Raw genomic sequence first — 19697 nt, 5'->3', positions numbered from 1 at the left:
GCGCTCCCGGGCAGTGACGCCCGCCCCCGCAGCCCGAAGCCGACGAGGCGCCCGAGGTGGCGCGCCCAGGCCTCAGCAGCAGCCGGCGCTCCCGGGCAGTGAGCGCTTGTTGCGGGCCTCGCGGTTGCGGGCGGCGAGCTGGTCGTCGGCGGGGTAGCCGACCTCTTCCAGGGTGAGGCCGTGCGGGCGCACGACGTGCACGGCCGAGTCCCGCACACCGGCGGCGAGCACCTTGCCGGGCCACTCCACCGGGCGGTGGCCGTCGCCGACGAAGAGCAGCGCGCCGACCAGCGAGCGCACCATGTTGTGGCAGAAGGCGTCGGCCTTGACGGTGGCCTCCAGGATCCCGTCGGGGCGGCGCTCCCAGCGCAGCTCCTGGAGGGTCCGGATGGTCGTCGCGCCCTCGCGCTTCTTGCAGTACGCGGCGAAGTCGTGCTCGCCGACGAGCCGCTCGGCAGCCGCGTTCATCGCGTCCACGTCGAGGGTCCAGTCGTGCCACAGCACGTGCCCGCGCAGCAGCGGGTCCACCCCGCCGGGGTGGTCGGTGACCCGGTACGCGTAGCGGCGCCAGATCGCCGAGAAGCGCGCGTTGAACCCCGCGGGGGCCTCGTCGGCCCTCCAGATCCGCACGTCGTGCGGCAGTCGCCCGGCGAGCCGCCTGAGCAGCTTCTCGCGGTGCTCCTCCCACAGCGCGGCCGGCAGGTCGACGTGCGCGACCTGGCCGCGCGCGTGCACGCCGGCGTCGGTGCGGCCGGCGACGGTCAGCTCGTACGTCTCCTGGGAGCGGGTGACGGTGCGCAGGGCGTCCTCGATCTCGCCCTGGACGGTCCGCTGGCCCCGGGCCTGCTTGGCCCAGCCGGAGAAGTCCTTGCCGTCGTACGAAAGGTCGAGCCGCACCCGTACGAACCCGGGCCGCACGTCGTCACGCTCAGGCAGGTCAGTCACGCCGTAAATCCTCTCAAACACGCGGGAACGGGCCCGCACCCCTGGGGATGCGGGCCCGCTCACGAGACGGGAAGGCCGGAACGCTTACGCGTCCTTCGCCTCGTCCTCGGTCGTCTCGACCGCGGCGGCCTCGTCGGCCTCCTTGACGGCGCGCTTGGTGGCGGCCTCGGCCTCGGCGACGGTCGCCTTCTTGGCGATCTCGCCCTCGACCAGCTCGATCACGGCCATCGGGGCGTTGTCGCCACGACGGTTGCCGATCTTGGTGATGCGGGTGTAACCACCCGGACGCTCCGAGTAGCGCGGGGCGATCTCGGTGAAGAGGGTGTGGACGACGCCCTTGTCGGTGATCGTCTGCAGCACCAGGCGACGGTTGTGGATGTCGCCCTTCTTCGCCTTGGTGATCAGGCGCTCGGCGACCGGACGCAGGCGGCGGGCCTTGGCCTCGGTCGTCGTGATGCGGCCGTGCTCGAAGAGCGACTTCGCCAGGTTGGCGAGGAGCAGCTTCTCGTGCGCGGCGGAGCCGCCGAGGCGGGCGCCCTTGGTGGGACGCGGCATGGTGATTCTCCTTGGGTCTGCCCCGGCCGTGTCAGGTACCGGAGTCAGTGTCCGAGCAGGCGGTTACCTGTCGGAGATCCGGGACGCGCCCCGGAGGGCGGGTCCCGGAAGGTACGGACCGTGCGGTCCGGGCTTTCTCAGTACTGCTCGGTCTCGACGAAGCCCGCGTCCGCGTCGTCGTCGGCGCCGAAGGCGTCCGCGGCGGCGGTCGGGTCGAATCCGGGCGGGCTGTCCTTGAGGGCCAGGCCCATGCCGGCCAGCTTCGCCTTGACCTCGTCGATCGACTTCGCACCGAAGTTGCGGATGTCGAGCAGGTCCGCCTCGGAGCGGGCGACGAGCTCACCCACGGAGTGGATGCCCTCGCGCTTGAGGCAGTTGTAGGACCGAACGGTGAGCTCGAGCTCCTCGATCGGCAGCGCCAGGTCGGCGGCCAGGGCGGCGTCCGTCGGGGACGGGCCCATGTCGATGCCCTCGGCGTCGATGTTGAGCTCGCGGGCCAGACCGAACAGCTCGACCAGGGTCTTGCCGGCGGACGCCATGGCGTCGCGCGGGCGCATGGCCTGCTTGGTCTCGACGTCGACGATCAGCTTGTCGAAGTCGGTGCGCTGCTCGACTCGGGTCGCCTCGACCTTGTAGGTGACCTTCAGCACGGGGCTGTAGATGGAGTCGACCGGGATGCGGCCGATCTCCTGGCCCACCTGCTTGTTCTGGACGGCGGAGACGTAGCCGCGACCGCGCTCGACGGTCAGCTCCATCTCCAGCTTGCCCTTGGCGTTGAGCGTGGCGAGGACCAGGTCGGGGTTGTGCACCTCGACACCGGCCGGCGGCGCGATGTCGGCGGCGGTGACGACACCCGGACCCTGCTTGCGCAGGTACATCACGACCGGCTCGTCGTGCTCCGAGGAGACGACCAGCTGCTTGATGTTCAGGATGAGGTCGGTGACGTCCTCCTTGACGCCCGGCACGGTGGTGAACTCGTGCAGGACGCCGTCGATGCGGATGCTGGTGACAGCAGCGCCGGGGATCGACGAGAGGAGGGTGCGGCGGAGCGAGTTGCCGAGGGTGTAGCCGAAGCCCGGCTCCAGCGGCTCGATGACGAACCGGGAGCGGAACTCGTCGACGACCTCTTCGGTCAGCGAAGGACGCTGAGCGATAAGCATGTCGGTGATTCCTTCGTTTGTGGACGCCCACTATTTGACGTCCGACAGGTACTGCCAAGGGTACGGGCGGCACGCCCCCGAAGGGGACGTGCCGCCCGAGAGCCCACATCAACCGCAGGTCGCGAGGACCTGGGTCAGACGCGACGCCGCTTCGGCGGACGGCAGCCGTTGTGCGGGGTGGGGGTGACGTCCTGGATCGAGCCGACCTCGAGGCCGGTGGCCTGGAGGGAGCGGATCGCGGTCTCACGGCCGGAGCCGGGACCCTTGACGAAGACGTCGACCTTGCGCATGCCGTGCTCCTGCGCGCGGCGGGCGGCCGACTCGGCGGCCATCTGCGCGGCGAAGGGGGTGGACTTGCGCGAGCCCTTGAAGCCGACGTGGCCGGCGGAGGCCCAGGAGATCACGTTGCCGGACGGGTCCGTGATCGAGACGATCGTGTTGTTGAACGTGCTCTTGATGTGCGCGTGGCCGTGAGCGACGTTCTTCTTTTCCTTGCGGCGCACCTTCTTGGCAGCGCCCTGACGACCCTTGGGGGGCATCTATAACTCCTACGGGAGGTGGTCGGTCCTACAGCGAAGACCGCTTGGTCAAGCGTCCGCTGAGGACTACTTCTTGCCCGGCTTCTTCTTACCGGCGATGGCGCGACGCGGGCCCTTGCGGGTACGAGCGTTCGTGCTGGTGCGCTGGCCGCGGACGGGCAGGCCACGACGGTGGCGCAGACCCTGGTAGCAGCCGATCTCGACCTTGCGGCGGATGTCGGCGGCGATCTCGCGGCGGAGGTCACCCTCGGTCTGGAGGTTGGCGTCCACGTACTCGCGGATCTTGACGAGGTCTTCCTCGGCCAGGTCGCGGACACGGGTGGACGGGTTCACGCCGGTCGCGGCGAGGATCTCCTCGGACCGGGTACGCCCGATGCCGAAGACGTAGGTGAGTGCGACCACCACACGCTTTTCGCGCGGGATGTCAACACCGGAAACGCGTGCCATTCAATGGCTCCTGTGTTCTCGGGGGTCTGCCGCAGAACCGGTCCCGACCGCCGTATGAGGTACGAATCGGGTCCCCGGCCCCCGCCGGAGGTGTCGCCGACCCTGATGGGCTGGGCGGGCTCTGCGTATGTACGTGTTGCTATGCGTCGCGCGAAGAACTGCGAGATGCAGGTCGGTCGGCGTGCGTCAGCCCTGGCGCTGCTTGTGGCGCAGGTTGTCGCAGATGACCATGACCCGGCCGTGACGGCGGATCACCTTGCACTTGTCGCAGATCTTCTTGACGCTCGGCTTGACCTTCATGGGATGTGAGGTTCTCCGGGTCAGTGCCACCACCCGCGCGGAGTGCGGGGGTGCGGGCAAGATCTACTTGTACCGGTAGACGATCCGGCCACGCGTCAGGTCGTACGGAGACAGCTCCACGACGACCCGGTCGTCCGGGAGGATGCGGATGTAGTGCATACGCATCTTGCCGGAGATGTGCGCGAGGACCTTGTGACCGTTCTGGAGCTCCACCTTGAACATGGCGTTCGGGAGGGACTCGATCACGGTGCCCTCGATTTCGATGGCACCTTGCTTCTTGGCCACGCTTCGCCTTTCGAATCGGCTACCTTGATCGACTCTCGCCGCCGTGTGCGGGCACACGGGTACACGAGAGCCGACGCATCAGTCTACGTCAGGCCTGTGGAAAAGACGAATCCGGGGAGTCTTCCCACCGCGCGAGATCATTACGCGAGCGGGTCCGGCGCCGCCGTGACGCCCAGTTCCGCCAGCTTCGCCTTGCCGCCGTCGACCGCGGTGAGGACCAGGGGGCCCTCCTCGGTCAGGGCGACGCTGTGCTCCCAGTGCGAGGACCAGGTGCCGTCGGTGGTGATGACGGTCCAGTCGTCCGCGAGGACCTCCGTCCTCGGCGTGCCGAGGGAGACCATCGGCTCGATGGCCAGGCAGAAGCCGGGGACCAGCTTCGGGCCCTTGCCGCGCTTGCGGGAGACGTAGTTCAGCAGGTGCGGGTCCATGTGCATCTCGGTGCCGATGCCGTGGCCGCCGTAGTCCTCGATGATGCCGTAGCGGCCCAGGCTGTGGTCTCCCACGGCCGGGCGCGGCTGGCGCTTGATGTAGGTCTCGATCGCCTTCGAGACGTCCACGAGGCGGTTGCCGAGCTTCATGGCCGCGATGCCGGCCCACATCGACTCCTCGGTCACCCGGGAGAGCTCGATCAGCTCCGGCGCGTGACCGGTGCCCACGAAGCAGGTGTACGCGGCGTCACCGTGCCAGCCGTCCACGATCGCGCCGGCGTCGATCGAGATGATGTCGCCGTCCTTGAGGACCGTCTTCTCGTCCGGGATGCCGTGGACCACGACCTCGTTCACCGAGGTGCAGATGGTCGCGGGGAAGCCGCCGTACCCGAGGAAGTTCGACTTCGCGCCGTGGTCGGCGATCACCTTGCGGGCGACCTCGTCCAGGTCCCGGGTCGTGGCGCCCGGCACGGCCGCCTCGCGGGTGGCCGCGTGGATGGCCGCGACGACCAGCCCCGCCTCGCGCATCTTCGCGATCTGCTCGGGGGTCTTGATCTGCACCATCGTGGTCGGGGCCTTTCCTCTGCGCGTACCGGGGACAGAACAACGATACGGCCGCGGCGCCCTCACCGGGCACCGCGGCCGTGTCGTACGGAACCGTGGTTACTTCTTCAGCGCGGCCATGGCCTTCGCCGTGACCTCTTCCACCTTGCCGAGCGCCGAGATCGTGACGACCAGGTTCTGGGCCCGGTAGTAGTCGATGATCGGCTCGGTCTGGGTGTGGTAGACCTCCAGGCGCCGGCGGACGGTCTCCTCGGAGTCGTCGTCGCGCTGGAACAGCTCGCCTCCGCACACGTCGCAGACGCCCTCGACCTTGGGGGCGTTGTACGTCACGTGGAAGACGTGCGAGGAGTCGTTGCGGCAGATGCGGCGACCCGCGATCCGCTTCACGACCTCGTCCTCGGGGACCTCCAGGTCCAGGACCGCGTCCAGCTGCATGTCGTCCGCCTTCAGGACGACATCCAGGGCCTCGGCCTGGGCCACGTTGCGCGGGAACCCGTCCAGCAGGAAGCCGTTCTTGGCGTCCTCCTGCTCCATGCGGTCCTTGGCCATCCCGATGGTCACCTCGTCCGGGACGAGGTCACCGGCGTCCATGTACGCCTTCGCCTTGAGGCCCAGCTCCGTGCCCTGCGAGATGTTGGCACGGAACAGGTCGCCCGTGGAGATGTGCGGGATGTCCAGGTTCTTGGCAAGGAACGCGGCCTGCGTTCCCTTGCCGGCCCCGGGCGGTCCGACGAGGACGATTCGCATCAGCGGAGGAACCCTTCGTAATTGCGCTGCTGGAGCTGGCTCTCGATCTGCTTCACGGTCTCGAGACCCACACCCACGATGATCAGGATGCTGGTGCCACCGAACGGGAAGTTCTGGTTGGCCCCACCGAAGCCCGCCAACGCCATCGTCGGCACAAGAGCGATCAGACCCAGATACAGCGAGCCCGGCCAAGTGATCCGGTTGAGCACGTAGCTCAGATACTCGGCAGTAGGTCGACCAGCCCGGATACCCGGGATGAAGCCACCATACTTCTTCATGTTGTCGGCGACTTCCTCGGGGTTGAACGAGATCGCCACGTAGAAGAAGGCGAAGAACACGATCAGGAGGAAGTAGGCGGCGATGTAATACGGGTGGTCACCCTTGACGAAGTGGGCTTCGATCCAGGTCTTCCAGCCGGCCGTGGAGTTCGAGAACTGCGCGACGAGCGCCGGGATGTAGAGCAGCGACGAGGCGAAGATGACAGGAATCACACCTGCCTGGTTCACCTTCAAAGGGATGTAAGTGGACGTACCGCCGTACGACCGCCGGCCGATCATCCGCTTCGCGTACTGCACCGGGATGCGGCGCTGGGCCTGCTCGACGAAGACGACGAGGCCCACCATCACGAAGCCGATCAGGATGACGGTGCCGAACTCGATCCAGCCGCCCGCCAGGTCACCGCTCTTCTTGATGGCCCACAGGGCGCCCGGGAAGCCGGCGGCGATCGAGATGAACATGAGGATCGACATGCCGTTGCCGATGCCGCGGTCGGTGATGAGCTCGCCGAGCCACATCACGACGCCGGTGCCCGCGGTCATGGTGATGACCATGGTGGCGGTGGTGAAGATCGACTGGTCGGGAACGACCTGGCTGGCGACGGTGCAGCCGCTGAAGAGCGCGCCGGTGCGGGCGGTGGCGACGAGGCCGGTGCCCTGGAGGATGGCGAGCGCGACCGTCAGATAACGCGTGTACTGCGTGATCTTCGCCGTGCCGGCCTGCCCCTCCTTCTTGAGGGCCTCCAGGCGCGGGATCACGACGGTGAGCAGCTGCAGGATGATGCTCGCCGTGATGTACGGCATGATGCCGAGCGCGAAGATGGTGATCTGCAGCAGCGCCCCGCCACTGAACATGTTGACCAGGCCGAACAGGCTGTTGTTGCCCTGGCTCGCCTGATCCACACACTGCTGGACGGCCTCGTAGCTGACGCCGGGGACGGGGATGTGCGCCCCGAGCCGGTACAGCACGATGATGCCGAGCGTGAAGAGCAGCTTCTTGCGCAGGTCGGGCGTCTTGAACGCCCGGGCGAACGCGGTGAGCACGGTGCCTCCTGCGACCCCCGCGCACGTGCGTCAGAGGTGACGGTCTTGAGGTAAAGGACAGAGTTGCAGGCCACCTTACCGGCGAGCATGCCCCCCTAGGAACGACCAACCGGGGATGCCCCTTTTGAGAGGCATCCCCGGTCGGATGTTCAGGCCATCGAGTCGTCTCAGACGAGCTCGGTGACGGTGCCGCCGGCGGCGGCGATCTTCTCCTTGGCGGAGCCGGAGACGGCGTCGACCGTCACCTGCAGCGCCACGGAGAGCTCGCCCTGGCCCAGGACCTTGACGAGCTGGTTCTTGCGAACCGCACCCTTGGCGACCAGGTCGGCCACCGTGACCTCGCCACCCTGCGGGTAGAGCGCGGCCAGCTTGTCCAGGTTCACGACCTGGTACTCGGTGCGGAAGGGGTTCTTGAAGCCCTTCAGCTTCGGGAGGCGCATGTGGAGCGGCATCTGGCCACCCTCGAAGCGCTCCGGAACCTGGTAGCGGGCCTTCGTGCCCTTCGTACCACGACCGGCCGTCTTACCCTTCGACGCCTCACCACGACCCACACGGGTCTTGGCGGTCTTGGCGCCCGGGGCGGGACGGAGGTTGTGGACCTTCAGCGGGTTGGTCTCCGCCATGTCAGTCGACCTCCTCGACCGTCACGAGGTGGCGGACGGTGTGCACCATTCCGCGGAACTCGGGGCGGTCCTCCTTGACGACCACGTCGTTCAGGCGCTTGAGCCCGAGCGAACGCAGGGTGTCGCGGTGGTTCTGCTTGCTGCCGATGTACGACTTCGTCTGCGTGATCTTGAGGCGAGCCATTACGCACCCGCCCCGGCACGCGCACGAAGCAGAGCCGCGGGAGCGACGTCCTCGAGGGGCAGACCGCGGCGGGCCGCGATCTCCTCGGGACGCTGCAGGCCCTTCAGGGCCTCCACGGTCGCGTGCACGATGTTGATCGCGTTGTCGGAGCCGAGCGACTTCGACAGGATGTCGTGAACGCCGGCGCACTCGAGCACGGCGCGCACCGGGCCACCGGCGATGACACCGGTACCGGGGGAAGCCGGCTTGAGCAGGACGACGCCCGCGGCCTTCTCACCCTGGATCGGGTGCGGGATGGTGCCCTGGATACGGGGGACCTTGAAGAAGTGCTTCTTGGCCTCCTCCACACCCTTGGCGATGGCGGCCGGCACCTCCTTGGCCTTGCCGTAACCGACACCCACGGTGCCGTCACCGTCGCCCACCACGACCAGCGCGGTGAAGCTGAAGCGACGACCACCCTTGACAACCTTGGCGACGCGGTTGATCGCGACTACGCGCTCAACGTACGCGGTCTTCTCGGCGGCGGCAGCGCCACCGTCGCGGCCCTTCCGGTCCCGCCGCTCGCCGCCACCGGCACCGCTGCCGCGGCGCTGGGGTCCAGCCATTGGAATACCTCTCTCTGTTACGTCCGTTAGTCCCGGAACCGGGGCTTAGAACTTCAGCCCGGCTTCGCGGGCGGCGTCAGCCAGAGCGGCAATGCGCCCGGCGTACCTGTTGCCACCACGGTCGAACACGACGGCCTCGACACCGGCGGCCTTGGCGCGCTCGGCGACCAGGGCGCCGACCTGCTTGGCCTGCGCGGACTTGTCGCCCTCGCCACCGCGGATCGACGCGTCCAGGTGGGACGCCGACGCCACGGTGTGGCCCTTCAGGTCGTCGATGACCTGCGCGGTGATACCGCGGTTGGAGCGCGTCACGACGAGGCGCGGACGCTCCGCCGTACCCGACACGTTCTTGCGGATGCGCAGGTGACGGCGCGCCTTCGCAGCGCGCTTGTAAGCGTCGCCCTTGGCGATCTTGACACCGTATGCCATGGCTTACTTACCAGCCTTTCCGACCTTGCGGCGGATGACCTCACCCGCGTACTTGACGCCCTTGGCCTTGTACGGGTCGGGCTTGCGCAGCTTGCGGATGTTCGCGGCGACCTCGCCGACCTTCTGCTTGTCGATGCCCTCGACCGAGAACTTGGTCGGCGACTCGACCTTGAAGGAGATCCCCTCGGGGGCCTCCACCAGGATCGGGTGGCTGTAGCCGAGCTGGAACTCCAGGTCGGAGCCCTTCGCGGCCACGCGGTAACCGACACCGCTGATCTCGAGCGCCTTCGTGTACCCCTGGGTCACACCGGTGATCATGTTGGCCACCAGCGTGCGGGACAGGCCGTGCAGGGCCTTGTTCTGACGCTCATCGTTGGGGCGGGTGACGTTCAGAACGCCGTCCTCACCCTTGACGATCTCGATCGGCGCGGCGACGGTGTGGGTCAGGGTGCCCTTGGAACCCTTCACCGTGACCGTGCGGCCCTCGATGGTGACGTCCACGCCGGCGGGAACCGTGATGGGGAGCTTGCCGATTCGCGACATTGGCTATTCCTCCGTTCCCGACTACCAGACGTAGGCGAGGACTTCCCCACCCACGCCCTTCTTCTGCGCCTGCTGGCCGGTCAGGAGACCGTGGGACGTGGAGATGATCGCCACGCCCAGGCCGCCGAGGACCTTCGGCAGGTTGGTGGACTTCGCGTAAACCCGGAGGCCCGGCTTCGAGATCCGCTTGATGCCCGCGATGGAGCGCTCACGGTTCGGACCGAACTTGAGGTCGAGCACGAGGTTCTTGCCGACCTCGGCGTCCTCGACCTTCCAGCCCGTGATGAAGCCCTCCTGCTGGAGGATTTCCGCGATGTGCGACTTGATCTTGCTGTGCGGCATCGTCACGGAGTCGTGGTACGCCGAGTTCGCGTTCCGCAGACGCGTGAGCATGTCTGCGATCGGATCAGTCATGGTCATGAATTGGCCTTCGGCCTCTCTCGCCGGGGTTTCCTGGTGCACCATCCCTCTCCCCGATCCGAGACGGGGCGGGTGCGGTGCGGTGGACCTACGGCGTAGTAAGTCGTACGGGCGGCGGACGCCCAACCCTTCAAGCCTACGGCATGAAGAGAAGGGCCTCCGCCAACCCAATGCTTACCGAGAGACTCCGGTCTTCTCCAACGCCCTACGGGCGAAGGGGAATTACCAGGAGCTCTTGGTCACGCCCGGCAGCTCGCCACGGTGAGCCATCTCACGGAGGCACACGCGGCAGAGGCCGAACTTGCGGTACACGGAGTGGGGGCGGCCGCAGCGCTGGCAGCGGGTGTACGCACGCACACCGAACTTGGGCTTGCGGGCAGCCTTCGCGATGAGAGCCTTCTTCGCCATCTCGCTTACGCCTCCTTGAACGGGAAGCCGAGGTGACGCAGAAGGGCACGGCCCTCGTCGTCGTTGGTCGCCGTGGTGACCACGGTGATGTCCATACCCCGGACGCGGTCGATCTTGTCCTGGTCGATCTCGTGGAACATGACCTGCTCCGTGAGACCGAAGGTGTAGTTGCCACGGCCGTCGAACTGCTTCGGGGACAGGCCGCGGAAGTCGCGGATGCGCGGCAGCGCGAGCGACAGGGTGCGGTCCAGGAACTCCCACATGCGGTCGCCACGGAGCGTGACGTGGGCACCGATCGGCTGGCCCTCGCGCAGCTTGAACTGCGCGATGGACTTGCGGGCCTTGGTGACGGCCGGCTTCTGACCGGTGATCGTGGTGAGGTCGCGGATCGCGCCCTCGATCAGCTTCGAGTCACGGGCGGCGTCGCCGACACCCATGTTGACCACGATCTTCACGAGGCCGGGGATCTGCATGACGTTCTCGTACTTGAACTCGTCACGCAGCTTGCCCGCGATCTCCTCGCGGTACTTCGTCTTGAGACGCGGAGTGGTGGTAGCCATCAGATGTCCTCACCCGTCCGCTTGGCAACGCGGATCTTGTTGCCCTCGTCGTCGAAGCGGTAACCGACACGCGTGACGACCTTCTTGCCGTCCTTCTCCACGACCAGCTGGACGTTGGAGACGTGGACCGGAGCCTCGGTGGTCACGATGCCGCCGGCCTGGTTCGGGCCGGCCTTCGTGTGCTTCTTGACCCGGTTGACACCCTCGACGAGGACGCGGGACTCGGCGGGGTAGGCCGCGATGACCTTGCCCTGCTTGCCCTTGTCCTTGCCGGTGATGACCTGGACCAGGTCGCCCTTCTTGATCTTCATGCTTACAGCACCTCCGGCGCGAGCGAGATGATCTTCATGAACTTCTTCTCGCGCAGCTCACGGCCCACCGGGCCGAAGATACGGGTGCCGCGAGGGTCGCCGTCGTTCTTCAGAATGACGGCGGCGTTCTCGTCGAAGCGGATGTACGAGCCGTCCTGGCGGCGGCGCTCCTTGACGGTGCGAACGATGACCGCCTTGACGACGTCACCCTTCTTCACGTTGCCACCGGGGATCGCGTCCTTGACGGTGGCGACGATGACGTCACCGATGCCCGCGTAGCGGCGGCCCGAGCCACCGAGAACACGGATGCAAAGGATCTCCTTGGCACCAGTGTTGTCGGCGACGCGAAGCCGCGACTCCTGCTGGATCACGTCTATCTCCTGATTGTCTGCCGGTTCCCCGCCGGGGGCCGATCTCTCGGCCCCCGGCGGAGCCTGGCGGAACTGTTCCTAGGGGGTCCCCCTAGGAGGGAATTACTTGGCCTTCTCGAGGATCTCGACGACGCGCCAGTGCTTGGTGGCGGACAGCTTGCGCGTCTCCATGAGGAGGACGCGGTCGCCGACGCCGGCCTGGTTCTGCTCGTCGTGAGCCTTGAGCTTGTTCGTACGGCGGATGATCTTGCCGTACAGCGCGTGCTTGACGCGGTCCTCGACAGCGACGACGACGGTCTTGTCCATCTTGTCGCTGACGACGAGGCCCTCACGGACCTTGCGGGCGTTGCGCTCGGTCTTCTCAGTCACGTTGTTCTCGCTCATCAGGCGTTCTCCACCGTCTCGATGCCCAGCTCGCGCTCGCGCATCAGGGTGTAGATCCGGGCGATGTCCTTACGGACGGACTTGAGCCGACCGTGGTTCTCGAGCTGGCCCGTCGCCGCCTGGAAGCGGAGGTTGAACAGCTCTTCCTTGGCCTCGCGGAGCTTGGCGACAAGCTCCTCGTTGCCCAGCTCGCGCAGCTCGGACGCCTTGGTACCGGCCGACATCACAGCTCACCTGCCTCGCGCTTAACGATCTTGCACTTCATCGGCAGCTTGTGGGCCGCACGAGTCAGAGCCTCACGCGCGATCTTCTCGTTCGGGTAGGACAGCTCGAACATCACCCGACCGGGCTTGACGTTCGCGATCCACCACTCCGGGGAACCCTTACCGGAACCCATGCGGGTCTCGGCAGGCTTCTTCGTGAGCGGACGGTCCGGGTAGATGTTGATCCAGACCTTGCCGCCACGCTTGATGTGGCGGGTCATCGCGATACGCGCGGCCTCGATCTGGCGGTTGGTCACGTAGGCCGGGGTGAGGGCCTGAATGCCGTACTCGCCGAACGCAACCTGCGTGCCACCCTTGGACATACCGTTGCGCTTCGGGTGGTGCTGCTTGCGGTGCTTGACCCTACGGGGGATCAGCATTTCGGTCAGGCCTCCGTTCCGGTGCTCTCAGCAGCCGGAGCGGCGGCGGCCTCGGCCTTGGGGGCCTCGGCAGCGGGAGCCTGCTGCGGCTTGCGACCGCGACCGCCACGCTCGCCACCACGGCCACCGCGGGCCGGGCGGTCGGCGCCGCCACGGGCCGGGCGGTTGCCGGCGCGGGCAGCAGCGTTCTCGGCGCGGACCTCGGCGATGTTCTTGACGTCGCCCTTGTAGATCCAGACCTTCACGCCGATGCGGCCGAAGGTCGTCTTGGCCTCGAAGAAGCCGTACTCGACGTTCGCGCGCAGCGTGTGCAGCGGCACACGACCCTCGCGGTAGAACTCCGAGCGGGACATCTCGGCGCCGCCGAGACGGCCACCACACTGGATCTTGATGCCCTTGGCGCCGGCCTTCATGGCGGACTGCATGCTCTTGCGCATGGCCCGACGGAAGGAGACGCGGGAGGACAGCTGCTCGGCGACGGCCTGGGCCACCAGCTGAGCGTCGACCTCGGGGTTCTTGACCTCGAGGATGTTGAGCTGAACCTGCTTGCCGGTCAGCTTCTCCAGCTGGCCGCGGATCTTGTCGGCCTCGGCGCCGCGGCGACCGATGACAATGCCCGGGCGAGCGGTGTGGATGTCCACGCGGACACGGTCACGGGTGCGCTCGATCTCCACCTTCGAGATGCCGGCGCGCTCCATGCCGGACGTCAGCATCCGACGGATGGCGACGTCTTCCTTGACGTAGTCCTTGTACAGCTTGTCGGCGTACCAGCGGGACTTGAAGTCCGTGGTGATGCCGAGCCGGAACCCATGCGGGTTAACCTTCTGGCCCATTACCGGGTTCCTTCCTTGCTGCTGACGACCACGGTGATGTGGCTGGTCCGCTTGCGGATCCGGTAGGCACGGCCCTGGGCGCGCGGACGGAACCGCTTCAGGGTCGGGCCCTCGTCGACGTACGCCTCGCTGACGAACAGCGAAGAGGCGTCCGTGTGGTCGTAGTTGTGCGCGGCGTTGGCAATGGCGCTGTCGAGCACCTTGCCGACCGGCACGGAGGCTGCCTGCGGAGCGAATCGCAGAACAGCCTGAGCCTCCGTGGCGTCCATGCCACGGATCAGGTCCACCACGCGGCGGGCCTTCATGGGCGTGACGCGGATGTACCGCGCCTGGGCCCTGGCTTCCATGGTTGTCCCTTCAGTTACTTACGTGTCTGAATGCGATCCGCTACTAGCGGCGCTTCGACTTCCGGTCTTCCTTGACGTGACCCCGGAAGGTGCGCGTCGGCGAGAACTCGCCGAGCTTGTGCCCGACCATCGACTCGGTGACGAACACCGGGACGTGGGTCTTGCCGTTGTGCACGGCGATCGTGTGGCCGAGCATGGCCGGGACGATCATCGAGCGACGGGACCAGGTCTTGATGACGTTCTTGGTACCGGCTTCGTTCTGGGCGTCCACCTTCTTGATGAGGTGGCCGTCGACGAAGGGTCCCTTCTTGAGACTGCGCGGCATCTAAACCCGCTCCTAGCGCTTCTTGTTCGTCTTGCGGCGGCGGACGATGTACTTGTTCGAAGCCTTCTTCGGCGAACGAGTACGACCCTCCTTCTGACCCCACGGGGAGACCGGGTGACGACCACCGGAGGTCTTGCCCTCACCACCACCGTGCGGGTGGTCAACCGGGTTCATCGCCACACCGCGAACGGTCGGGCGAACGCCCAGCCAGCGCTTGCGGCCGGCCTTGCCCCAGTTGATGTTCGACTGCTCGGCGTTGCCGACCTCGCCGATGGTGGCGCGGCAGCGGGCGTCGACCAGACGGATCTCGCCGGACGGCATGCGGAGGTGGGCCATGGTGCCCTCCTTCGCCAGCAGCTGCACGGAGGCACCGGCGGACCGGGCGAACTTGGCGCCGCCACCGGGACGGAGCTCGATCGCGTGGATCGTGGTACCGACCGGGATGTTGCGGAGCGCCAGGTTGTTGCCGGGCTTGATGTCGGCCGTCGGGCCGTTCTCGACCCGGTCGCCCTGGCTCAGGCCGCGCGGGGCGATGATGTAGCGCTTCTCGCCGTCCGCGTAGTGGAGCAGCGCGATGCGCGCGGTGCGGTTGGGGTCGTACTCGATGTGAGCGACCTTGGCCGGCACGCCGTCCTTGTCGTGGCGACGGAAGTCGATGACACGGTAGGCGCGCTTGTGGCCACCGCCCTGGTGACGGACGGTCACACGACCGGTGTTGTTACGGCCGCCCTTGCTGTGCAGGGGGCGGACCAGCGACTTCTCCGGCGTGGACCGCGTGATCTCGACGAAGTCGGCTACGGAGGAGCCACGACGGCCCGGCGTAGTCGGCTTGTACTTGCGGATACCCATTTCTCAGTCCTCGTCCGATATCGGACGACTCGACCGCCATCAGGCGGTCGGGCCGCCGAAGATGTCGATTCGGTTGCCCTCGGCGAGGGTCACGATGGCGCGCTTGGTGTTGGCGCGCTTGCCGAAACCGGTGCGGGTGCGCTTGCGCTTGCCCTGGCGGTTGATCGTGTTGACCCCGGTGACCTTGACCGAGAAGACCGCCTCGACGGCCTGCTTGATCTGGGTCTTGTTGGCGCCGGGCGCGACGATGAACGTGTACTTGTTCTCGTCGAGCAGCGCGTAGCTCTTCTCGGAGACAACCGGCTTGACGAGGACGTCGCGCGGGTCCGTGAAGGTCTTGCTGGTGATCGTGGCCTCGGACATCAGGCCTCGCTCCCTTCGGTCTCATCGGCCTTGGGGCCAGACACGAAGGACTCGAGGGCGGCCTGGGTGAAGACCACGTCGTCGGATCGCATCACGTCGTACGTGTTCAGCTGGCCCGGCTCCAGGATGTGCACCTGGGGCAGGTTGCGGGCGGACAGCCACGCGGCCTCGTCGGAGCGCTCGGCGACCAGGAGCAGGTTCTTGCGCTCCGAGATCTTGCCGAACAGCGTCTTGGCGGCCTTGGTGGAGATGTCACCCTCGACCACGCCGGTGACGACGTGGATGCGGGAGTGGTTCGCCCGGTCGGAGAGGGCACCGCGGAGGGCGGCGGCCTTCATCTTCTTCGGGGTCCGCTGCGAGTAGTCACGCGGCACGGGACCGTGCACGACGCCACCACCGGCGAACTGCGGGGCGCGGGTCGAACCCTGACGGGCGCGGCCGGTGCCCTTCTGGCGGTACGGCTTCTTGCCACCACCGCGGACCTCGCCACGCGTCTTGGTCTTGTGGGTGCCCTGGCGGGCAGCCGCAAGCTGCGCGACGACGACCTGGTGGATCAGCGGGATGCTGACCTTGGCCTCGAAGATCTCGGCCGGGAGCTCGATGGTCCCGGTCTTGTCGCCGGACGGCGACAGAATGTCAATGGTGCTCATATCCTCAGGCCCCCTTGGCCGCGGTGCGGACCAGGACGAGGCCGCCGTTCGGACCAGGAACCGCGCCCTTGATGAGCAGCAGGCCCTTCTCCGCGTCAACGGCGTGAACGGTCAGGTTCTGGGTGGTCACGCGCTCGTTGCCCATGCGGCCGGCCATGCGCATGCCCTTGAAGACGCGGCCCGGGGTGGCGCAGCCACCGATCGAACCCGGCTTGCGGTGCACACGGTGGGCACCGTGGGACGCCTTGCCACCACGGAAGTTGTGGCGCTTCATGGCACCGGCGAAGCCCTTGCCCTTGCTCTTGCCGGTCACGTCGACCTTGATGCCCGCCTCGAAGACCTCGGCGGTGATCTCCTGGCCGAGGGTGTACTCGCTGGCGTCAGCGGTACGGATCTCGACGAGGTGACGGCGCGGGGTGACGTCGGCCTTGGCGAAGTGGCCCTTGAGGGGCTTGTTCACCTTGCGCGGGTCGATCTCGCCGAAGGCGATCTGGACCGACTCGTAGCCGTCGACGTCGTTCGTACGCACCTGGGTCACGACATTCGGGCCGGCCTTGACGACGGTCACCGGGACGACCCGGTTGTTCTCGTCCCAGACCTGCGTCATGCCGAGCTTCTCGCCCAGGATGCCCTTGATGTTCTTAGCCATCTCGCGCGTCACCTCAGAGCTTGATCTCGATGTCGACGCCAGCCGGCAGGTCGAGACGCATCAGCGAGTCAACCGTCTTCGGCGTGGGGTCGAGGATGTCGATGAGGCGCTTGTGCGTCCGCATCTCGAAGTGCTCGCGCGAGTCCTTGTACTTGTGCGGCGACTTGATGACGCAGTACACGTTCTTCTCAGTGGGCAGCGGCACCGGGCCCGCGACCGACGCACCAGTGCGGGTCACCGTCTCGACGATCTTCTTCGCCGAGGAGTCGATGACCTCGTGGTCGTAGGCCTTGAGCCGGATGCGGATCTTCTGTCCCGCCATGGCTACTCAGTAGTCCTTTTTCTCGTAACGCTCTGGAACCCGGTGGTCCAGCGCTCTGTCTCCGACCCACGCGGTCGGGCGTGTCGCGCTCCCTCTACGAAGATCTCCCATAGGGATTTCCCAACCAAGGGGGTGCGGGCCGAGCCGCGTGGCGGGTGCAGAACACCACCGGGTGCCTGGCTGAGGCCCCGCCCACGCTTCCCGGAAGATTCCCGTACGTCCGACCCGCAGGGGGTCGACGAGTACTGTGGGACTCGCTTCCGGTCCTCCCGGCGGGAGGCGCGCAGCATCGGCACTCAACCGAGCAACCCCGCTAGTCTGCCATACGGGGCCATCCGCCCGCCAATCGGGATCGAAGACTGTACCCCACGTCACGCCGGGTCACACACGAGGGCGCGGCGGAGCCGGGACGCGGGGCCGGTGTCCTCAGGTCCGCGAGGTCGTCCCGCACTCCTGCGGCAGGTCGTCCGGGTTCCGGCTGCGGTCGTACGGGTCCTGGGCCGGGCCCGAGGGAGCCGTGTCCGGGACGGTCACCAGGTCGGAGTCTGGGAGGGCGCGGCGGAGGGCCGCTCGGTCTCGGCGGCCGGCGGAGTGGCGTCCGCCGCGTCCCGCCACGGCATCAGCTCGGGTCGCGGCACGAGCACGGCGAGCCCGGCGGCCACGACGACGCCGACCGCCCCCGAGGCCAGCCGGGCCGCCGGACTCCGTGTGCCGTTGTCGTGCCGGTCGTCGCCCCACCCCATGCGTGTCCCACCCCTGTGTGTTGTCGCGTGTCAGCTGCGCGTGACGGTTCCGCAGCCGTGCGGGAAGTCGTCGAGGGGCCTGCTGCGGTCGTACGGGTCGACCGCCTCGCCCGTGGCGGTGGGCCGGGGCGCGGACCGCCGGTCCGCGGGGAACGACGGATGGAAGAAGCCGTCGGTGGCACCGCAGGAGCTGTTGCCCACGTTGTACGGGAAGGCGTGGAGGACGAGCCGTCCCCGGGTGACGTCGTAGCCGGCCGGATAGAAGGCGAACACCAGCTCGCGGCGCAGGACCGTGCGGGCGACCTCGTCGGCTCCGGGGGTGCTCCGCACCAGCGGGTAGACGAAGGTGTAGTCGGCACGGACGAGAACGGCGTCCGCCGCGTCGCCCGTGCCCTTCTCCACGCTCATCCGGCCGCGGGTCTTCACGACGGTCCCCACGAGGCGGACCTCGGACGGCGCGAAGCGGCTGAACAGGCGCAGCGGGTCGTTCTCCTCGGTCGGCGCGACCAGGCCGCGCTCCAGCTCCCGGTGGAAGTCCCGGTGCTTCGGGTCGAGCAGCTTCAGCGCCGCGTCCGGCCTGGCGCCGGCAAGGACGGCCGGGTCCAGGTTGGTGGCGACCAGGAACTCCTTCGACTGCTTCAGCGCCGCCTCGACCCGCTCCTTCGACATCCAGCCCGTCGCCTTCGCCGGCGGCAGCTCGATGCCCGCCGCCCCGTCCGCCCAGCGCAGCGCCGGGGAGCCGCGGAACGGTTCGGCGAGGGTCGGGCGGTCCGGGTCGACCGGGGACGGGGCGGCCGTCGGGCGGGTCGTCTCGGCGGGAAGCGGGGTGGTGTCCTCCGGGTGGTCCGTCCAGGAGGAGGGGAGGGCGGCGGTGACGGTCTCCGGGAGCAGGGCGGTGAACAGCTGGGGCCGCACGGCCACCAGGGCCAGCGCCGCCGCCAGGCCGATCCCGAGGATCGCCTTGAGCCGCGGGGTGGGCCGGGTGCGGGTCCGGAAGGCCCCGGGCCGCTTCGGGCGCTTCGGCGGCTTCGGCGGCTTGGCCCTGCGCAGCGCGCGGTCCTGGGCCTCCGTGCCGAGGCCCTGCTCCCTGGCGGCCGCGACGAACGCGGCCCATTCCTCGTCGGAGACCGACGGCTTGTCGTCCAACTTCCCCACCCCTGGTGACGCATCATGCGAAGCGGACGTTCTCATGCCCTCCGACCTGCGGAGAAGGGAAATCCGACACCTTGATCGGTTCGTGACGTGAGGAGCCGTTTCCGTGCCTCCCGTGCCGCTCCCCCTGCTGTCCGGCCCCACCCGCCGCACCGCCGTCGCCTGGCTGCCGCCGCGGCGGCTGTGGGAGCCGGTGCAGGCGATCCGGCGGGTGCACGACCGGCAGGTGCGGCGGTGGCCGCCGCACGTGAACGTCGTGTACGGGTTCGTGCCCGAGGCGGACTTCGAGGCCGCGGTGCCGCTCGCCGCGCGGGCGCTCGCCGGGTGTCCGGCGTTCACCGCGCGGCTGGCCGGGGTCCGGTGGTTCCGGCACCGGCACGACGCCACCGTGTGGCTGGACCCGGCCGCCGACGGGGCGGCGCCGTGGCTGCGGCTGCGGGCGGCGCTGGAGGAGTGCTTCCCGCACTGCGCCGACCCCCGTCCGTACACCCCGCACCTCTCCCTCGGGCGCAGCCGGGAGCCGGCCGTGCTGGCGGCGGAGTGCGCCGCGCTCCTCGGCTCGACGGCCGTGGCGGTCGACGGGCTGGTGCTGCTGTCGCGGCGCGGGGACGGGCCCATGGAGGTGCGGGCCCGGCTGCCGCTCGGCGGCCCGGGGGAATCCGGCGGCTCGCACTGAACCCCCGCGCTCGAAAAT

34 protein-coding genes are annotated in these 19697 nt (G+C 68.0%); 1 reads left to right on the top strand and 33 read right to left on the bottom strand.

Features of this window, described 5'->3' with window-relative positions; translation table 11 throughout:
- Positions 1-72: 72 nt before the first annotated feature.
- The 33 genes from truA to ACIGW2_RS02415 all read right to left on the bottom strand — a co-directional run bounded on the left by truA (position 73) and on the right by ACIGW2_RS02415 (position 18997).
- Positions 73-945 (bottom strand): tRNA pseudouridine(38-40) synthase TruA, encoded by an 873-nt coding sequence (gene truA, locus ACIGW2_RS02575; protein WP_391653184.1) that lies wholly within the window; start codon positions 943-945, stop codon positions 73-75.
- Positions 946-1029: 84 nt separating this feature from the next.
- Complete coding sequence (rplQ, locus tag ACIGW2_RS02570; RefSeq protein WP_356063809.1) at positions 1030-1500, bottom strand: 50S ribosomal protein L17; 471 nt, start codon at positions 1498-1500, stop codon at positions 1030-1032.
- 137 nt (positions 1501-1637) lie between these two features.
- Positions 1638-2660: a DNA-directed RNA polymerase subunit alpha gene (locus tag ACIGW2_RS02565; RefSeq protein ID WP_128985121.1), complete on the bottom strand. Its 1023-nt coding sequence runs from the start codon at positions 2658-2660 to the stop codon at positions 1638-1640.
- A 134-nt stretch (positions 2661-2794) separates the two neighbouring features.
- Positions 2795-3199, bottom strand: a complete 405-nt coding sequence (gene rpsK, locus ACIGW2_RS02560) for a 30S ribosomal protein S11 (RefSeq protein WP_003956432.1) — start codon at positions 3197-3199, stop codon at positions 2795-2797.
- Positions 3200-3265: 66 nt separating this feature from the next.
- Positions 3266-3646, bottom strand: coding sequence for a 30S ribosomal protein S13 (gene rpsM, locus ACIGW2_RS02555; protein WP_015035595.1), 381 nt, complete (start codon positions 3644-3646; stop codon positions 3266-3268).
- Positions 3647-3832: 186 nt separating this feature from the next.
- Positions 3833-3946 (bottom strand): 50S ribosomal protein L36, encoded by a 114-nt coding sequence (gene rpmJ, locus ACIGW2_RS02550; RefSeq protein WP_003956441.1) that lies wholly within the window; start codon positions 3944-3946, stop codon positions 3833-3835.
- A gap of 63 nt (positions 3947-4009) precedes the next feature.
- A complete protein-coding gene (gene infA, locus ACIGW2_RS02545; protein ID WP_003956442.1) occupies positions 4010-4231 on the bottom strand; it encodes a translation initiation factor IF-1 in 222 nt (73 codons plus the stop codon).
- A gap of 140 nt (positions 4232-4371) precedes the next feature.
- Positions 4372-5223, bottom strand: a complete 852-nt coding sequence (gene map / locus ACIGW2_RS02540) for a type I methionyl aminopeptidase (RefSeq protein ID WP_361575236.1) — start codon at positions 5221-5223, stop codon at positions 4372-4374.
- A gap of 99 nt (positions 5224-5322) precedes the next feature.
- Positions 5323-5970 carry an adenylate kinase gene (locus ACIGW2_RS02535; protein WP_361575233.1) on the bottom strand — a complete coding sequence of 216 codons (648 nt, stop codon included), beginning with the start codon at positions 5968-5970 and terminating at the stop codon, positions 5323-5325.
- Positions 5970-7289 (bottom strand): preprotein translocase subunit SecY, encoded by a 1320-nt coding sequence (gene secY / locus ACIGW2_RS02530; RefSeq protein ID WP_356063800.1) that lies wholly within the window; start codon positions 7287-7289, stop codon positions 5970-5972. Before secY ends, ACIGW2_RS02535 begins: the two co-directional genes overlap by 1 nt.
- Positions 7290-7456: 167 nt before the next feature.
- The gene (gene rplO / locus ACIGW2_RS02525) at positions 7457-7912 is read right to left on the bottom strand and encodes a 50S ribosomal protein L15 (protein WP_356063798.1); all 456 of its coding nucleotides are present in this window, start codon (positions 7910-7912) and stop codon (positions 7457-7459) included.
- Position 7913: 1 nt separating this feature from the next.
- A complete protein-coding gene (gene rpmD / locus ACIGW2_RS02520) occupies positions 7914-8096 on the bottom strand; it encodes a 50S ribosomal protein L30 (protein WP_005313525.1) in 183 nt (60 codons plus the stop codon).
- Entirely contained in the window at positions 8096-8701 is a 606-nt protein-coding gene (rpsE, locus tag ACIGW2_RS02515; RefSeq protein ID WP_030201551.1) for a 30S ribosomal protein S5, read from the bottom strand. Before rpsE ends, rpmD begins: the two co-directional genes overlap by 1 nt.
- Positions 8702-8746: 45 nt before the next feature.
- Entirely contained in the window at positions 8747-9130 is a 384-nt protein-coding gene (gene rplR, locus ACIGW2_RS02510; protein WP_356063795.1) for a 50S ribosomal protein L18, read from the bottom strand.
- A gap of 3 nt (positions 9131-9133) precedes the next feature.
- Positions 9134-9673, bottom strand: coding sequence for a 50S ribosomal protein L6 (rplF, locus tag ACIGW2_RS02505; RefSeq protein ID WP_356063793.1), 540 nt, complete (start codon positions 9671-9673; stop codon positions 9134-9136).
- A 21-nt stretch (positions 9674-9694) separates the two neighbouring features.
- A complete protein-coding gene (rpsH, locus tag ACIGW2_RS02500; protein ID WP_041130779.1) occupies positions 9695-10093 on the bottom strand; it encodes a 30S ribosomal protein S8 in 399 nt (132 codons plus the stop codon).
- 222 nt (positions 10094-10315) lie between these two features.
- Complete coding sequence (locus tag ACIGW2_RS02495) at positions 10316-10501, bottom strand: type Z 30S ribosomal protein S14 (RefSeq protein ID WP_003956452.1); 186 nt, start codon at positions 10499-10501, stop codon at positions 10316-10318.
- Between the two features lie 5 nt (positions 10502-10506).
- Positions 10507-11064, bottom strand: a complete 558-nt coding sequence (gene rplE, locus ACIGW2_RS02490; RefSeq protein ID WP_265864084.1) for a 50S ribosomal protein L5 — start codon at positions 11062-11064, stop codon at positions 10507-10509.
- Positions 11061-11372, bottom strand: coding sequence for a 50S ribosomal protein L24 (rplX, locus tag ACIGW2_RS02485; RefSeq protein ID WP_282694363.1), 312 nt, complete (start codon positions 11370-11372; stop codon positions 11061-11063). Before rplX ends, rplE begins: the two co-directional genes overlap by 4 nt.
- A gap of 2 nt (positions 11373-11374) precedes the next feature.
- Positions 11375-11743 (bottom strand): 50S ribosomal protein L14, encoded by a 369-nt coding sequence (gene rplN / locus ACIGW2_RS02480; protein WP_003956455.1) that lies wholly within the window; start codon positions 11741-11743, stop codon positions 11375-11377.
- 102 nt (positions 11744-11845) lie between these two features.
- A complete protein-coding gene (gene rpsQ, locus ACIGW2_RS02475; protein ID WP_356063789.1) occupies positions 11846-12127 on the bottom strand; it encodes a 30S ribosomal protein S17 in 282 nt (93 codons plus the stop codon).
- On the bottom strand, positions 12127-12351 hold the full coding sequence (gene rpmC / locus ACIGW2_RS02470; RefSeq protein ID WP_128985131.1) for a 50S ribosomal protein L29: 225 nt from the start codon (positions 12349-12351) through the stop codon (positions 12127-12129). The genes rpsQ and rpmC overlap by 1 nt, the downstream gene beginning before the upstream one ends.
- Complete coding sequence (rplP, locus tag ACIGW2_RS02465) at positions 12351-12770, bottom strand: 50S ribosomal protein L16 (RefSeq protein WP_030494257.1); 420 nt, start codon at positions 12768-12770, stop codon at positions 12351-12353. The genes rpmC and rplP overlap by 1 nt, the downstream gene beginning before the upstream one ends.
- 5 nt (positions 12771-12775) lie before the next feature.
- Positions 12776-13603, bottom strand: coding sequence for a 30S ribosomal protein S3 (gene rpsC / locus ACIGW2_RS02460; protein ID WP_356063786.1), 828 nt, complete (start codon positions 13601-13603; stop codon positions 12776-12778).
- Positions 13603-13950 (bottom strand): 50S ribosomal protein L22, encoded by a 348-nt coding sequence (gene rplV, locus ACIGW2_RS02455; protein ID WP_391653185.1) that lies wholly within the window; start codon positions 13948-13950, stop codon positions 13603-13605. Before rplV ends, rpsC begins: the two co-directional genes overlap by 1 nt.
- Positions 13951-13993: 43 nt before the next feature.
- A complete protein-coding gene (rpsS, locus tag ACIGW2_RS02450) occupies positions 13994-14275 on the bottom strand; it encodes a 30S ribosomal protein S19 (RefSeq protein WP_265864046.1) in 282 nt (93 codons plus the stop codon).
- Between the two features lie 12 nt (positions 14276-14287).
- Positions 14288-15124 carry a 50S ribosomal protein L2 gene (gene rplB / locus ACIGW2_RS02445; protein WP_046908246.1) on the bottom strand — a complete coding sequence of 279 codons (837 nt, stop codon included), beginning with the start codon at positions 15122-15124 and terminating at the stop codon, positions 14288-14290.
- Positions 15125-15163: 39 nt separating this feature from the next.
- Positions 15164-15487 carry a 50S ribosomal protein L23 gene (rplW, locus tag ACIGW2_RS02440; RefSeq protein ID WP_265864044.1) on the bottom strand — a complete coding sequence of 108 codons (324 nt, stop codon included), beginning with the start codon at positions 15485-15487 and terminating at the stop codon, positions 15164-15166.
- Positions 15487-16137 (bottom strand): 50S ribosomal protein L4, encoded by a 651-nt coding sequence (gene rplD, locus ACIGW2_RS02435; protein ID WP_356063783.1) that lies wholly within the window; start codon positions 16135-16137, stop codon positions 15487-15489. Before rplD ends, rplW begins: the two co-directional genes overlap by 1 nt.
- A gap of 4 nt (positions 16138-16141) precedes the next feature.
- Positions 16142-16786: a 50S ribosomal protein L3 gene (rplC, locus tag ACIGW2_RS02430; protein WP_031012092.1), complete on the bottom strand. Its 645-nt coding sequence runs from the start codon at positions 16784-16786 to the stop codon at positions 16142-16144.
- A gap of 13 nt (positions 16787-16799) precedes the next feature.
- Positions 16800-17108, bottom strand: a complete 309-nt coding sequence (rpsJ, locus tag ACIGW2_RS02425) for a 30S ribosomal protein S10 (protein ID WP_003948644.1) — start codon at positions 17106-17108, stop codon at positions 16800-16802.
- A 530-nt stretch (positions 17109-17638) separates the two neighbouring features.
- Positions 17639-17851: a hypothetical protein gene (locus tag ACIGW2_RS02420; protein ID WP_399840641.1), complete on the bottom strand. Its 213-nt coding sequence runs from the start codon at positions 17849-17851 to the stop codon at positions 17639-17641.
- A 30-nt stretch (positions 17852-17881) separates the two neighbouring features.
- Positions 17882-18997, bottom strand: coding sequence for a hypothetical protein (locus ACIGW2_RS02415; protein WP_399840639.1), 1116 nt, complete (start codon positions 18995-18997; stop codon positions 17882-17884).
- 112 nt (positions 18998-19109) lie between these two features.
- Between ACIGW2_RS02415 and ACIGW2_RS02410 the strand changes: the two genes are divergently transcribed.
- Positions 19110-19679, top strand: coding sequence for a 2'-5' RNA ligase family protein (locus ACIGW2_RS02410; protein WP_399840637.1), 570 nt, complete (start codon positions 19110-19112; stop codon positions 19677-19679).
- Positions 19680-19697 lie beyond the last annotated feature (18 nt).

Source organism: Streptomyces sp. NPDC053541 (assembly GCF_044544705.1).
Lineage (GTDB): Bacteria > Actinomycetota > Actinomycetes > Streptomycetales > Streptomycetaceae > Streptomyces.
Note: the sequence above shows the minus strand (reverse complement) of the source record. Positions and strands in the feature narration are given on the sequence as shown.